Below are 15,023 nucleotides of genomic sequence, written 5' to 3' on the forward strand. Positions count from 1 at the left end.
CATGGGTCGTCCGGTCACGGGCGACCCTTTTTTGTATCCGTTGTACACATTACGTGTCAGATACACACTGAGAGGCACCAAATGCAGCGGGACCATTTGCCAGACGACGCAAGCCTGACAACAAATGGCTATGCATCCGACACTCAGGGGCGCATTTTACTGCTGGCCTGCGGTGCTCTTGCACGCGAAATTCTGGACCTCAAACAGCGCAATGGATGGGACCACATGTCCCTGACCTGCCTGCCTGCGATTCTGCATATTCACCCCGAAAAGATCACGCAGGCGGTACAGGACGCCGTGGCCAAACACCGCGACCAGTTTGACCAGATCTTTGTCGTCTACGCCGATTGTGGAACCGGTGGACTACTACAAGCCGCTTGTGATGAACTGGGGGTTGAGATGGTCAAGGGCCCTCACTGCTATTCCTTTTTTGAGGGAAATCAGGCGTTTGCATCCCATGGCGACGATGAGACCACAGCCTTTTACCTGACGGATTTCCTGGCACGGCAGTTTGATGCCTTTGTCTGGAAACCTTTGGGATTGGATCGGCATCCCGAGCTACGTGACATGTATTTCGGCAACTACACAAAACTGGTCTATCAGGCGCAAACGGACGACCCCAAGCTGACCGCCCGCGCCCGCGTGTGCGCCGAAAAGATGGGTTTGGAATTCGAACGCCGCGTGACCGGCTATGGCGATTTGGAAACCACCCTGACGGATTGGGCAAACCGCAAGCCGTCCGACTAATCGGTGTCAGGCGTTTTCCTGTGCGACCTCGCGAATACGCTCGATCATCGAGCGCAATCCGTTTGATCGCTGCGCCGACAGGTGATCATTCAGCTCCAGACGCGCCAACTCTCCGCCAGCGTCGACCTTTGGTACTTCGTTCACCGGCAAACCGTTATAGAGCGATCGCAGCACCGCGATCAGCCCTCGGACGATCAGCGCATCGCTGTCTCCGTCGAACCGGAATACTCCGCCTTCGATGATCGGGTGCAGCCAGACTTGGCTTGCGCAACCATGGACCTTGGTCGCTGGCACTTTCAGTGCATCGTCCAATGGCTCCATCGCTTTGCCCTGCTCGATGACATGGCGGTACCGGTCTTCCCAGTCCTCCAGAAACTCGAAATCCTCGACGATTTCTTCAAAGGCAGGCGTTGCCATTTGCGACGGTCCTTTCGTTGCGATCACATTTGTGACCTATGACGCGGAACCCCGACTGTCTACCCCCCTGCGCGGCTTTTCAAACACAGGAAATTGCGGTAACCCATTGCAGGAATTACTGCTCTGGACGTGGGGACCATGAAAAAATCGTTTACAGTTCTTTTGGTCGCCACCCTGAGCCTGTCGGCTTGTAACAGCTGGCGCGAGTCGCGGGTGAACCCGTCCAACTGGTTTGGCTCTAGCGAGCCGGTTCCAGTTGAAACCTCAGCGGATGATGCCAACCTGCTTGTTCCGGAACAAAGCGAGGGCAGCGGTTTGTTTGCCAGACCCGAAGCCGAGGACACCAGTGTTCCTATAGCCAGAATAGATGAGCTTAGGATCAACCCGACCCCTGCAGGCGCGATTGTCTACGTCGCTGGAACAGCAGCCCGGCAAGGTGCCTATAACGCTCGGCTTGTGCACGTGAACAGCGAAGAGAATCAAAAGAATGGCGTTCTGGAATTCACGTTCCGGGTCGATTATCCAACCTATGCGACCAATCAGGGAACTGAACGGTCTCGCATGGTTTCCGATGCCATCAACGTCAGCCAGGACGATTTGAAAGGAGTTCGATTGGTGCGGGTTACCGGAGGACAAAATGCGCTGGAGTCGCGACGCCGGTAATTCCCGTTAAAGCGAAACGACTTGAACGACCTGTCCCTTGGCGGCAAGTGCGATCTTGCCCTCGCACAGTTTCAGGGCGTCTTCACCGAACACCTCGAACCGCCAACCCGACATAGCGGGAAGTTCCCGCTCACCCGCGGCGATCTGATCCAGATCGGAACTGGTAGCAATCAGCTTAGCAGCAACGCCCGAGCTTTCTGTTTTGGATTTCAGTAGCACACGCAACAAATCGGCCAGCGCCGGATTGACCTTGAGCTTGTCTCGGCTGGCGTCAACGCGTGGCATTTGATCCGCTGGGCAATTCACCCCATTCTTAATGGCGTTCAGAATACCATCCGCAATCGCGCCTTTTCGCGCCTCACGTAGCAAAAGGCGCGAACCACCCAGATCCGAAGGCGATTTGGGTTTCGTTGACGCCAACTCAATCAGCGCATCGTCCTTGAACACTCGGCTTCGTGGGACGTTGTTTTCCTGCGCATATGCCTCGCGAAACTGTGCCAGCTCTCGAACGACAGCCAGAAACTTGGCGGAATTTGTGCGGGTTTTTACACGCTTCCATGCGTCTTCGGGCCGGATATCATAGGTCGCAGACTCGGTCAGTGTGCGCAATTCCTCGGCCACCCAGTGGCTTCGCTGTGATTTTTCCAATTGAGCTGCGAGGTGTTCATAGATTTGTCTCAGGTGGGTGACGTCTGCCAACGCGTAGTTCTTTTGCGCCTCGGTCAGCGGGCGGCGGGACCAGTCGGTAAAACGAGACGTCTTGTCGACCCCCTGCTTGCAAATCTTGCGCACCAAGGTCTCATACCCGACCTGCTCACCAAATCCGCAGACCATGGCCGCGACCTGAGTGTCAAACAGCGGCTTGGGAAATACACCAGCTTCAACCCAGAAAATCTCAAGGTCCTGACGCGCGGCGTGGAATACTTTTACGACTTTCTCATTTTTGAAAAGCTCGTAAAGCGGTTCCAGAGACATCTCACTGGCCAGTGGATCAACCAAAACCGCGCTATCTTCGTTGGAAGACGGAACTGCCAACTGAACAAGACAAAGCTTCGAGTAGTATGTCCGCTCGCGCAGAAATTCGGTGTCTACGGTTACATAATCGTATTCCGCAGCCGCCGTGCAGAAGTCGGCCAGCTCTTGCGTCGTTGTCAGGGTTTTCATGCGCTGTGCTATTCTTGCTCTTGTTCTCTGCGGCTGATTGTCAGTTCTTTGCCTTACCCAACCGTATTGCGGACCATAGGCCGAATGTGACATGCGTGTAAATCATCCTGAGACGATCAGGGCAGCAGGACCGGAGTCCTGTCTCCACTGGCGTAACGGCGCAACACTGCCGGATAGAGTTTGTGCTCCCAGAACAGAACTCGCGCGGCCAGACTCTCTGGTGTGTCGTCAGGTTCTATATTCACCCGTGCTTGCCCCAATATCGGCCCATCATCCAATTCTGCCGTCACTTCATGCACTGAACACCCGTGTTCGGCGTCGCCGGCCTCGATCGCCCGGGCGTGCGTGTTGAGGCCTTTGTATTTCGGCAGCAGCGACGGGTGGATGTTCAGCATCTGCCCCTGAAACCGCGAGACAAAATTGCCGGTCAGCACCCGCATGAATCCGGCTAGACAAATGATATCGGGCTGCACCTGTTCCAACGGTTTCAGCAATTCGGCCTCGAACGCTGCGCGGTCGCCCTTGAATGGGCGATGATCCACTACCGCCGTCGGAATGCCGCGAGCGGCCGCTTTTTTCAGCCCGCCTGCCTCGGAATCATTCGACAAAACCAGACAAGGGCGCGCCGGGTGATCGCCGATCATGCTGTCAACCAGCGTGATCATGTTGGACCCACCCCCGGAAATCAGAATCGCGACGCGCTTGTGGCTCACAACAAAGAGCCCGAATAAGCCACGCCAAACGCATCAGTAACCGTACCGATCCGCGCGACAGTTTCGCCGCTTTCAGCCAGCAACGCGGTCAGATCATCGGCCCGTTCCGCATCGCAGACAACGATCATGCCAATGCCGCAATTGAAGGTTTTCAGCATCTCGGCCTCGGCAATCGAGCCAACCTCTGCCATCCAGCGGAAGACAGGCGGCAATTCCCAAGCGTTCAGATCGATCTCGGCACCCAATTCGTCAGGCAGCACCCGCGGTAGGTTTTCGGTCAGGCCACCACCAGTGATATGGGCCAGAGCATGCACGCCCCCTGCCCGGATCGCTTGCAGCGCCTGTTTCACATAAAGCCGCGTCGGGGTCAGCAGCGCCTCGCCCAGTGTGCCGCCACCGAAAGGCGACTCGGCGTCCCAGCCCAGCCCGGAGATTTCAACCAGTTTGCGCACCAGCGAATAACCGTTGGAATGCACCCCGTTCGAGGCCAGCCCCAGCAGCACGTCACCTTGCTGAACTCCAGCAGGAAGATGCGCGCCACGTTCCATCGCGCCAACCGAGAACCCGGCAAGATCGAAATCACCGTCGGGATACATGCCCGGCATCTCGGCCGTTTCACCACCGATCAGGGCGCATCCGGATTGCACACAGCCTTCGGCAATACCTTCGATAATCCGCGCGGCGGTGTCGGTGTCCAGCTTGCCGGTCGCAAAATAATCCAAAAAGAACAGAGGTTCAGCCCCCTGGCAGATCAAGTCATTGACACACATCGCCACCAGATCGATGCCAACGCCGTCAACCACGCCAGTGTCAATTGCGATCCGCAGTTTGGTTCCAACCCCATCCGTCGCGCCGACCAAAATCGGGTCGGTGTAACCAGCGTCTTTCAGATCGAACAGAGCACCGAACCCTCCCAGGCCGCTCATCACGCCCGAGCGGTTCGTCCGCTTGGCGGCAGGCTTGATCCGGTCGACCAGAGCGTTCCCCGCATCAATATCAACGCCTGCATCGGCATAGGTGATTCCGTTCTTGCCCGTCGTCATGGCCAGCCCCTTTTGAATGGTTCCCGCGCGGGTTATTCGATTGTTGGACATGTTGCAACGGTCAGGCTTGACGCGGGCGTTCACCGTGGTACTCAAAGCCGCATGGCGGGCCTGTAGCTCAATTGGTTAGAGCAGAGCGCTCATAACGCTTTGGTTGCGGGTTCAAGTCCTGCCGGGCCTACCAAAATCCGCATTTTTCCTTTAAAATCAATAACTTAGCGCCCACGTTTCTGCCAATGTGAGACATATGATTTCAATCAGTTACAAGCTGAGGGTCCCACGTATTTCAGTAGATTGAGATCGAATCTATCTCAGGCCATCCCGGCAACTTTTCAGGCGCAGGCACATCGTGTCGTTCCAGCCATTCCTTGATTGGACCCAATGATCCTGCGGCTTGGCCATGTACCTTCGTGAATGCAGGTCGGCCATCTGCCGCGCAACTTCAGTTGAGGATACCACTGGATTTTGAGCATATACCCGTGGCGCTTTGACCAAGCGCGTAACGCCGCGTCCCAATCTGTCACTGGCCGGGCGTCAAGTTCTCTGTGCAGATTAAGAGGGTTTCGGTTGGGTCAGCTTAACATTTCAGACCCTCCAACTAGCGGTCTCTGTCGCCATACTAATCACCGCTTCAAGGAAGTATCCAAAGGTCAGGGGCGAAAGTCCCCGGCCACCTCCTCAACCTTTCCAATAGGGAAGGCCAGAGCAATGACAGCGGAAGATTTCAACGATTGGCTGATCATAAGCGCATCAGTGTTCGAGACGCTGCAAGACGCCTCGAAACTGCAGATAACACCATCATGAAGTACATGCGTGATGGCGCCCCAGAGCGTGTTGGCATTGCATGGGCTGAGATGGCTTTGGGCCTTTCCGCGTAGAGAAAGGTGAAACAATGACTGGCGTCTTTACTCGCGTCATCGGGATCGCCGATCTGGCTCTAATGATCTTGACCTACCAAAAATACCTGAATCACCTGGGCGGCACAGCCTCCCTTTTATTTATTAATCAGGTTTAAACGCGACGTTACTGACCAGTTCAATTGCGTTGCTTTATTCTGAAATACGTCGCGTTGACGGCAACAATGCGGCACGCAGTTTATGGGTGGGTTTGGAAAGTCATATGCTAGACTATTTTGTAACATTTTCATGTTCTGCGACTTGGGTCGTCGTCGGAATGCTGGCGGGTGCTTTTATCGGATAAATGTGCGGCACACGTCTGTTGATGAGCTGAGTAAGTGCATCATCTCGCCGAATATCTGACACCTTCTATTTGTCGTCCACTGTTCTGATCCAATCCAGAGTCACACCACCTGGAGCATTATGCCCGAGACTCTTTATCTGATCGGCAATCGGTTGAGGTTCGACATGTGACAAGGTGCAACGAAATACGTCGAGATTCCAATGCTAGGGCCGCACCTGAATGCAACGCGCGCGCAGAAGGTCGTCGGCACAACCTACACCCTGAACGAACCCGGCAAACCTTTTGCCAGCCCCGAAGCCCTGCAAAACAAATTCAAAGACTGGTGCGTTAAAGCCGGACTTCCTGACCGATCGAGCCGGGGGATAAGAAAGGCTGCGGGCCACCATCTCGCCCTTCAGGTCGCCACCCAATACGAGATCATGTCCATTCACGGGCACGCCCAAGCAAACAGGGCTGTAGCCTACACTGAGGGTGTAGAGCCTATGAAATTGGGCGAGATGCGAGTCAAAACTCGCCAACACGGGCTGGTAAAGTGTCCCACGAGGTAATCGAGCGTTGGAATCTCACATTTAAATATAACAAAAAACAACATTGGTACAGTCCTGCCCAGCTTACTAAAAACCGCTGACGATTATTCAAAACTGCCGGTTTTTGCCAATGGGGTACGCTACAAGCGCACCATGTGACCTTTTTCGGCTTCATAGTGAACCTGGAGTATCTGACACCCCGCAATATCGAATCCGGTTACAACCGCTGCAGCAGTTTCACCCCAAGCGCTACCTGCCGATAATGATGTCCGCGCAGAGCCCCCCCAAACGCTCACTTGTGCCCAGCCGCAATACTCCCCCATGCGCCCTTGCGATGTCGGAAACAATAGCCAGACCCAGCCCGACCCCACTGCCTTTATTTTGGTTACGGGCCGGATCAAGACGCGAGAAGGGCTTTACTGCCTCAGATCTCTGTTTCGGCGGGATCCCCGGCCCATCATCTTCGACGCGGATGCGAACGGATTTGGGCGTCACGGACAGGCTGACATCCGCACGATTGCCATATCGCACGGCATTTCCAATCAGATTCTCGACCGCACGCCGTATCGCTGTTGCTCGCAGCGTGACCATGTCGTCGCCCTCGACCTCAACCAAGTTTGCCTCATGCCCAGCCCTTCGGGCATCTTTGACGATCTGCTCCAACAGCGCCTTGGGATCGACGGATTCCGGCGATCCTTCGGATGCCCCACGTGAGAATTCCAGAAACGCATCCAGCAGTAACTGCATCTCGTCGACGTCCTTCTGAAGGGGGGCGGACTCATCCTCAGGCAACATCGATAGGCCTAGTTTCAGGCGGGTCAGAGGGGTTCGCAAATCGTGACTGACACCTGAAAGCATCATGGTGCGCTGTTCCATCTGCCGTTCGATTCGGGCACGCATATCCAGAAACGCACTCCCGGCTGCGCGCACTTCGACGGCACCACCGGGATAGTATGGAACCACCCTGCCCCGACCAAATGCCTGCGCTGCCTCGGCAAGGCGCGTGATCGGGCGCAACTGATTGCGCATATAAAGAAACGAAATCGAGGTCATGACGACTGCAAAAAACACCATCGTCACAATTAACTGATGCGGGGCCACCGGCGACAGACGACGGCGATCAAAAGTCAGCTCAAGCAACCCAAGTTTGGTTCGAATAAAAAGACGCGCCTCTTGCCCGCTGGGAAGCGCGACCAGCTCAAGATTGGGAATCAGGGCCCGCAGGTTGGCCTCGACCTGTGGCGCAATGAAATCATACCACCGGCGTTTACCGTTTTCTGGCTCTTCGTTGATACCCAGGAACCGGGCCTTCATATCCAGGGCCTGCAAGTCTGGTCGGACAGCTGCCAACGCCTGTTGCTGTGTCTCGTTTTCCTCCATGACGTCAACCACCAGGTTCACCTCCCGTGAGGCTGCCCGTGTCATTTGAGCCGTGACGTCTTCCAAGTGCTTTTGCAGGAATGCGATCCCGACCACCAACAGCAGAACGATCACCGGCAGAACCAGGATCAGCGCAGCACGAACATAAAGGCTGCGCGGCATATAGGGTTTGAGCCATTGCGCGGACATGCGCTAAACCTAACGGGCTGTTACGACAAGAGAAAGAGCGCAGAATGCAGGCCCCCGACGATTTTAATCCGCCCGCAGGCCGGGCGATCGAGCTTCAGCCCGGGCTTCGACGTGTTCTCGCCCCGAATCCATCGCCTATGACCTATCGGGGAACCAACACTTACCTTCTGGGCACGGGTGACCTGGCGGTGATAGACCCCGGCCCACAGAACGAAGCGCACTTTGCGGCGATTCTGGATGCGGTGGGGCCTGACCAACGTATCAGCCATATCATCGTCACGCACAGCCATCTCGATCATTCACCGTTGGCCAGACCGCTGGCAGAACGAACCGGTGCTCCGATACTGGCCTTCGGCGGGCCCGAAGCCGGACGCAGCGCGGTCATGACCGAACTCGCCCTGCATGGCGTTGTTGGCGGCGGAGAAGGAATCGACACAACATTCAGCCCTGACGTCCAGGTGTCAGATGGTACATTGATTTCTGGCGATGGCTGGCAGCTTGAGGTCATCCACACGCCCGGACATTTGGGAAATCACATCGCTTTGGGATGGGGACACACATGTTTCACCGGGGATCATGTCATGGGTTGGGCCAGTTCGCTTGTTTCGCCGCCGGACGGAGATCTGACCGATTTCATGGCTGCTTGCCATCGCCTGCGTGCACGGGATTGGTCGATTTTCCACCCAGGCCACGGTGCCCCAGTTTCCGATCCTGCCGGGCGGTTGGACTGGTTGATCACTCACCGCCTTCACCGGGAGGCGCAGATTCTTTCCACTTTGGACGAACAACCCGGCACAGCCCGAGCGCTTGCGGAACGGATTTACACAGATACGCCTGCCGCATTGCTGCCAGCCGCAGAACGAAATGTTCTCGCCCACTTGATTGATCTAACTGGAAAATCTCAAGTCGGACACGACGGAAACCTGAACAGAGATGCAGTGTTTTTCAAGCTGAGCTGAGTCGTCGGAACTTTTTTAAGAAAACGTCGCATTCCCCTCTGGACGGCGAAATTTCGTATTGTTATATGCCCCTCAGTTCCGGCGTAGCTCAGCGGTAGAGCAGTTGACTGTTAATCAATTGGTCGTAGGTTCGATCCCTACCGCCGGAGCCAAATTTTCCCTTAAATTTTGGTACCCCAGTAGCCTATGTTTGCCACAGGTCGCAGCATTGGATTTTTCAACGAAAATTCTAAACAGACCTCTGGACGCCGAAGAAACAGGTTGCTATACGGCGCGAACCGTTCCGGCGTAGCTCAGCGGTAGAGCAGTTGACTGTTAATCAATTGGTCGTAGGTTCGATCCCTACCGCCGGAGCCATATCTCTTTCATCGATCAGCCAGTAAGGGCGTTCTCGAAATCCGCGCGCAAGTTGCGTTTCAGGACTTTCCCCGTGGCGTTCAGTGGCAAAGCGTCGACGAAAACCACCTTGTCCGGCACCTGCCATTTGGCGATCTTTCCGTCAAAGAAACCCAGTAACTCTTGTTCGGTCGGGTCTTCACCTTCCGCTTTGACCGCAACAAGCAGTGGGCGCTCATCCCACTTTGGATGTGGCACGCCAACAACCGCGGCGGTCGCCAGTTTGGGATGCGCCACGGCAATGTTTTCCAACTCGACGGAACTGATCCATTCTCCACCAGACTTGATGATATCCTTGGAACGGTCACGAATGATCATGTAACCATCCGCATCCAATGTGGCGACGTCCCCGGTGGCGAACCAGCCATCCTGCAACAGGTCCTGATCCTGCATCTGGAAATAGCTGTCCAGAACCCAGTACCCACGCACCAACAAGTCACCCTGCGTTTCACCATCATGCGGAAGGTCGTTCCCGTCGTCATCGACGATCTTCAGTTCGACACCGTAACAAGGCCTCCCCTGACTTTCCCTTACCCGGTGCTGTTCATCCAGCGGAAGGTCCCGGTGCTTCGCCAGAGGATGATTGGCAGTGCCCAGAGGACTCATCTCGCTCATGCCCCAGGCGTGAATGGTATCGACACCATAGGTTTCACGGAAAGTTTCGATCATCGACGGTGGGCAGGCGGCGCCGCCGATCACTGTCCGCTCAAGGCTGGCCAGTTTACTGCCAGTTTGTTCAGCACTTGCCAAAAGCCCCTGCCAGATGGTTGGTACGCCCATGGCCAGGGTAACCCCATAGGTATCGACCAAGTTAACCAGCGCCTCACCGCGCAAATCCGGCCCCGGCAGCACCATACGCGAACCAGACATGGCGCAGGCATAGGGCGATCCCCAGGCGTTCACATGGAACATCGGAACCACCGGCATCACCACATCCATGGCGGAAAAACCTATGACGTCGCGGGTATTCGAGCCGAAACTGTGTAGCACGGTTGAACGGTGCGAATACAGCACTCCCTTTGGATTACCGGTCGTGCCCGAGGTATAACACAAACTCGAAGCGGTGTTTTCATCAAAACTGGGCCACTGGTATCCGACATCGCCTGTCTCGATCAGGTCATCATAAAACTGTACCTCAGGGATCTGAGCAACTGCTTCGTCATTCCTCGGCCCCATCAGCACAAAATGCTGAACGTCAGGAAGGTGCTCCTTCAGCGCCGCGACCAGCGGTAAAAAAGTCGCGTCAAAAAACAGAACCCGATCTTGCGCGTGGTTGATGATGTAGGTCAGCTGTTCGGGAAACAGCCGCGGGTTGACAGTGTGACACACGAACCCAGCGCCAGACGTACCATAGTAAATCTCAAGATGCCGCCGGTTGTTCCAGGCAAGTGTCCCGATCCGCGCTTGCGGTTGAAGCCCCAGCCCGGTCAGCGCCGAGGCCAGTTTTCGCGCATTTTCTGCCACTTCCGCCCAGTTCGTCTGTGTCACAGAACCGTCGGATTCGACAGAAAATATCTCAGCCTTACCGTGATAACGGTCGGCATGATCTATCAACGACGAAATCAGCAAAGGCTGCGTCATCATCTGTCCCAGCATGGACATCCTCCCTTTTCGAAGCCGCCAATTCCTGACGTCTCATTGTGCCGTTCCCCACCCCGGCCATTGTTAGCCCGGGTGGTTTAGGCCTCTCCTCAGGAAGAACCCTGCCAATCATTTAATTGTCTGACAATAAAAGAATGCAGCTTAGCGCGTAGAGAAACGCTAATTTCACACTGTTTAATCCCGGTGGCGCATCGCGTAGGCGACCAACGCCACAGTCGAACCATCCTTGCCCTCTGCGCTTTCGTCGCCGTCCACAATCGGACCAAGCGAGGTCGCAAGTTCCTTGCCAAGTTCAACACCCCACTGGTCGAACGAGTTGATCCCCAACAATACGCCTTCGACATAAACCCGATGTTCGTAAAGGGCGATAATCTGCCCCAATATGAATGGTGTAAGTTTCGGATAGATCAGTGTCGAAGACGGCCGATTGCCCGGAAACACACGGTGACGGGCCTGACATTCCAGCTCGTCGCCTTCCAGCCCCTTGTCAGCCATACGTTGCCGAGCTTCGTCCAGTGAACGGCCCCGCATCAGGGCCTCGGACTGAGCGAAACAATTGGCCAACAACAGGCGGTGATGATGCGTCAGTTCAGGCTCGTGCCCTTCGGCGGCCACCATGAACTCACAGGGGATCACTTCGGTGCCCTGATGGATCAGCTGGTAAAAGGCGTGCTGGCCATTGGTGCCGGGTTCGCCCCAGACAACAGGACCCGAGGGAATAGTCAGGGAACGGCCATCCATCGCCACGGACTTGCCATTCGATTCCATCTCCAATTGCTGGAGGTAAGCCGGCAGGCGCAACAGGCGCTGGTCGTAAGGCAAGACTGCCCGGCTGGCATGGCGCAGAACCTGACGATGCCAAATGCCAACGAGGGCCAGCATGACCGGCACGTTTTCAACCCATTCAGCGGCCCGAAAATGCACATCCATCGCCTGCCCGCCGCGCAGAAACGCGTCAAACGCGTTCGAGCCTACCGCGATCATCACTGGCAATCCCACCGGTCCCCAGACCGAGTAACGCCCGCCGACCCAATCAGCAAAACCGAACACCCGATTCTCTGGGACGCCGAAGGTTTCCGTCCTGTCCAAAGCAGTAGAAACTGCAGCAAACTGCTGAGCCGGATCGCCGCCTCCATCCACCATCCAGGCGCGCGCCGTTCGCGCATTGGTCATGGTTTCGATGGTCGTAAATGTTTTTGACGCTACGATGATCAGCGTTCGCGTCGGATCAAGCTGGCGCAATGTGTCGGCGATATGAGCGCCATCAACATTGGATACGTAGTGAAGTCTCGGGCCGTCGTGATAGGGCGCAAGGGCGTGGGTTGCCATTACAGGACCCAGATCAGAGCCACCGATGCCAATATTCACCACATCGGTAAAGCTGCCCCCAGCCCCTGAAATGGAACCACCGCGCACCTCTTCGGCAAAAACGCGCATCCGTTGCAAGGTATCCAGAACTTCCGGCATGACATCCAGTCCGTCGACTTCAACCGGACCACCATCAAGGTTGCGCAATGCGGTATGCAGAACCGCCCGATCCTCAGTCTCGTTGATCCTGGCACCCGAGAACATCGCCTCACGCCGCTCGGCCAAGCTCGCATTATCGCACAGTTGGATCAACGCAGCCCTTATATCGGCATCAATCTGTGTCTTCGAATAGTCGAACAGAAGGTCACCGGTCGAAGCCGAAAAATTCTGCGCCCGATCCGTGTCCTTGGAAAACAGGTCCAGAATGCTCTGGCCCTGCTGCTCAGAGGCCAATGCGGTGAGAGTGTCCAACTGCATTGCACTTACTCCGCCCAGTGTACTGTCATGCCGCTTAAAACCGCAGCGATGGGCGCCTCTTCCGGCGGCAGCGACATAGCCCGTTCCAAAGCGTCCCGTTTTGCATCCCCGTACATGATCAAGTGCTTGGACAATGCCCCATCCAGAACCGGAGCGGTCAGCGTAATGCGCGCTTCGGGCTGAACCTCGGGGCGCGCCACTGCCAGCGGAGGCGCATGGCTGTCCAGCGCCTCCTCAAGACCTTCCATTCCTGGGAACAGAGATGCGGTGTGCATATCCTCGCCCATACCCAACACAAGAACCGACAAGGGCCGGATCGGCGTAATCAGGCTCTCAAGCTCGGGCAATACGTCCTCGGGCTCTTTGCCGGGCACGTACAGCGGGATGTATTGCGCCACCGAGGCACGGTTGGTCAGCAAACGCTCGCGGATCAGCCGTTCGTTCGAGCGTTCATGATCCCCCGGCACACAGCGTTCGTCTGTGGGCAGAACCCGCACCCGGTCCCACTCCAGATCCGCAGCGCACAAACCATCAAACACAGGACCCGGAGTTGTTCCACCCGGCACGGCAAGCGAAACCAGATCATGATGCAGCAATGCGGATTCAAGCTCGCCCGCCAAAACGTTTGCAACGTCGATGGCCAGCATGTCCCTGTCTGCGTATTCCTGTATGTTCATGGGTTTATCCCTTGCCAGCGGCGACCGTCTCGTTTCATCAGCAGCTCGGCGTCGCCTGGGCCGGTGCTACCGCTTTCGTATGGTTTGGGCACATCGCCGCGTGCCTGCCATCCTGCGATGATCGGGTCGGTCCAGGCCCATGCAGCCTCAACTTCATCACCGCGCATGAACAGGGTCTGGTTACCTCGGATCACATCCATCACCAATCGCTCATAAGCGTCTGGCGGATCCTGATTTTCCGGACCCAGCGCTTCGGCAAAGCTCATGTCCAGCGGCACATCCACCAGACGCATGCCCCCTTGACCGGGTTCTTTGATCGTCACCTTCAATGTGATACCTTCGTTCGGTTGCAGCCGGATCGACAGAACGTTTGCGTGCCGCCCGGCATCCTCGCCAAAGATAGAATGCGGCGCATCCTTGAACATCACGTTGATCACCGAGGACCGCGCCACCAGCCGCTTGCCTGTGCGTAAATAGAACGGCGTGCCTGCCCATCGCCAATTGCTGAGATGCGCCCGCAGCGCCACATAACTTTCGGTGGTTGAACGCGGATTGCCGACCGCTTCCCGATATCCCGGCCCACCTGGTCCACTCTCGAACTGACCCCTAACGATATGGTGCGGCTCGACCGGGTCCAACGCCCGGATAACTTTTAGTTTTTCGTCACGCACGGCATCTGGGTCGAACTTGGCCGGAGGCTCCATCGCGATCAGGCACAGCAACTGCATCAGATGGTTCTGCACCATATCCCGCATCGCGCCTGCGCGTTCATAGTATTCCTCACGCCCGTCGATTCCGACCGATTCCGCTACTGTAATTTGGATGTGATCAACATACTGACTGTTCCAGAGCGGCTCGAACAGCATGTTACCGAACCGGACGGCCATCAAGTTCTGGACGGTTTCCTTACCCAGATAGTGATCTATCCGGTAAATCTGACCTTCCGAGAAATAGGCTGCCAACGTGGCGTTCAGCGCGCGTGCGCTTTCAAGGTCGTGGCCAAAGGGTTTTTCGACAACGATCCGCGTTCGGTCCGTGGCCAGATCATTAGATTTAATACGCTCGGCCAACGGCCCGAACAGGCGCGGCCCAACTGAAAAGTAAAAGGCCCGAACACGGTCGGTTGTCAGTTTTCCGGCAAGTTGCGCCCAGCCCTGATCCGACAAAGCATCCAGAGGGACATAATCCAGGCGCTGCAAAAAACCGGCCAACGTAGACTCATCCCGGCAATGATCCGGCACATGGATCCGTAACGATTCGGTGACCATGTTCTGAAAAGCCGCGCGAGTATAGTCGGCCCGGGCTGCACCGATGATCTGTACCTCTTCGGGCCATTGGCGCGCGCAATACCTGCGAAACAGCGCCGGAAGGATTTTGCGCTGGGCAAGATCGCCGGTACTGCCAAATATGACCAGATCGAACGGGTCGACGGGTATGACACGAGAAACCATGTGTTTCCCCTACCTTACCCCTGCGGTCATGTCTAATGTTAGCGCAATCAATCTCGATTTTTTTCTCATTATCAAAACTCCGTCAGGTCGGCGGCGGCCGTCTTAACTAA

General features: G+C 56.2%; 12 protein-coding genes and 3 tRNA genes. 6 read left to right on the forward strand and 9 right to left on the reverse strand.

Annotated elements, in window-relative coordinates:
- Positions 1-81: 81 nt before the first annotated feature.
- Positions 82-747 (forward strand): DUF1638 domain-containing protein, encoded by a 666-nt coding sequence (locus ACR0IY_RS03155; RefSeq protein ID WP_480670391.1) that lies wholly within the window; start codon positions 82-84, stop codon positions 745-747.
- Positions 748-753: 6 nt separating this feature from the next.
- On the opposite strand, the gene ACR0IY_RS03160 is transcribed toward ACR0IY_RS03155, so the two are convergent.
- Positions 754-1,164, reverse strand: coding sequence for a SufE family protein (locus tag ACR0IY_RS03160; RefSeq protein ID WP_480670392.1), 411 nt, complete (start codon positions 1,162-1,164; stop codon positions 754-756).
- A gap of 138 nt (positions 1,165-1,302) precedes the next feature.
- Between ACR0IY_RS03160 and ACR0IY_RS03165 the strand changes: the two genes are divergently transcribed.
- Entirely contained in the window at positions 1,303-1,827 is a 525-nt protein-coding gene (locus ACR0IY_RS03165) for a hypothetical protein (RefSeq protein WP_480670393.1), read from the forward strand.
- Positions 1,828-1,833: 6 nt separating this feature from the next.
- Here the strand turns inward: ACR0IY_RS03165 and rnd are convergent, their stop codons facing one another.
- From rnd to purM, 3 genes are all read right to left on the reverse strand, one after another.
- Positions 1,834-2,991, reverse strand: coding sequence for a ribonuclease D (gene rnd, locus ACR0IY_RS03170; RefSeq protein ID WP_480670394.1), 1,158 nt, complete (start codon positions 2,989-2,991; stop codon positions 1,834-1,836).
- 116 nt (positions 2,992-3,107) lie between these two features.
- The gene (purN, locus tag ACR0IY_RS03175) at positions 3,108-3,704 is read right to left on the reverse strand and encodes a phosphoribosylglycinamide formyltransferase (RefSeq protein ID WP_480670395.1); all 597 of its coding nucleotides are present in this window, start codon (positions 3,702-3,704) and stop codon (positions 3,108-3,110) included.
- On the reverse strand, positions 3,701-4,747 hold the full coding sequence (purM, locus tag ACR0IY_RS03180) for a phosphoribosylformylglycinamidine cyclo-ligase (protein ID WP_480670396.1): 1,047 nt from the start codon (positions 4,745-4,747) through the stop codon (positions 3,701-3,703). Before purM ends, purN begins: the two co-directional genes overlap by 4 nt.
- A 107-nt stretch (positions 4,748-4,854) precedes the next feature.
- On the opposite strand from purM, the gene ACR0IY_RS03185 reads away from it, so the two are divergent.
- Positions 4,855-4,931, forward strand: a tRNA-Ile gene (locus ACR0IY_RS03185).
- Positions 4,932-6,723: 1,792 nt separating this feature from the next.
- On the opposite strand, the gene ACR0IY_RS03190 is transcribed toward ACR0IY_RS03185, so the two are convergent.
- Positions 6,724-8,043, reverse strand: a complete 1,320-nt coding sequence (locus ACR0IY_RS03190) for an ATP-binding protein (RefSeq protein ID WP_480670397.1) — start codon at positions 8,041-8,043, stop codon at positions 6,724-6,726.
- 44 nt (positions 8,044-8,087) lie between these two features.
- On the opposite strand from ACR0IY_RS03190, the gene ACR0IY_RS03195 reads away from it, so the two are divergent.
- From ACR0IY_RS03195 to ACR0IY_RS03205, 3 genes are all read left to right on the forward strand, one after another.
- The gene (locus ACR0IY_RS03195) at positions 8,088-9,002 is read left to right on the forward strand and encodes an MBL fold metallo-hydrolase (RefSeq protein WP_480670398.1); all 915 of its coding nucleotides are present in this window, start codon (positions 8,088-8,090) and stop codon (positions 9,000-9,002) included.
- A gap of 77 nt (positions 9,003-9,079) precedes the next feature.
- Positions 9,080-9,154, forward strand: a tRNA-Asn gene (locus tag ACR0IY_RS03200).
- A 130-nt stretch (positions 9,155-9,284) separates the two neighbouring features.
- Positions 9,285-9,359, forward strand: a tRNA-Asn gene (locus ACR0IY_RS03205).
- A gap of 15 nt (positions 9,360-9,374) precedes the next feature.
- Here the strand turns inward: ACR0IY_RS03205 and ACR0IY_RS03210 are convergent.
- From ACR0IY_RS03210 to zwf, 4 genes are all read right to left on the reverse strand, one after another.
- Complete coding sequence (locus tag ACR0IY_RS03210) at positions 9,375-10,994, reverse strand: long-chain-fatty-acid--CoA ligase (RefSeq protein WP_480670399.1); 1,620 nt, start codon at positions 10,992-10,994, stop codon at positions 9,375-9,377.
- A 180-nt stretch (positions 10,995-11,174) separates the two neighbouring features.
- The gene (gene pgi, locus ACR0IY_RS03215; protein ID WP_480670400.1) at positions 11,175-12,785 is read right to left on the reverse strand and encodes a glucose-6-phosphate isomerase; all 1,611 of its coding nucleotides are present in this window, start codon (positions 12,783-12,785) and stop codon (positions 11,175-11,177) included.
- A 5-nt stretch (positions 12,786-12,790) separates the two neighbouring features.
- Positions 12,791-13,462: a 6-phosphogluconolactonase gene (pgl, locus tag ACR0IY_RS03220; RefSeq protein ID WP_480670401.1), complete on the reverse strand. Its 672-nt coding sequence runs from the start codon at positions 13,460-13,462 to the stop codon at positions 12,791-12,793.
- A complete protein-coding gene (gene zwf, locus ACR0IY_RS03225) occupies positions 13,459-14,913 on the reverse strand; it encodes a glucose-6-phosphate dehydrogenase (protein ID WP_480670402.1) in 1,455 nt (484 codons plus the stop codon). Before zwf ends, pgl begins: the two co-directional genes overlap by 4 nt.
- Positions 14,914-15,023: the final 110 nt, after the last annotated feature.

Source organism: Ruegeria sp. BC1, from assembly GCF_056539305.1.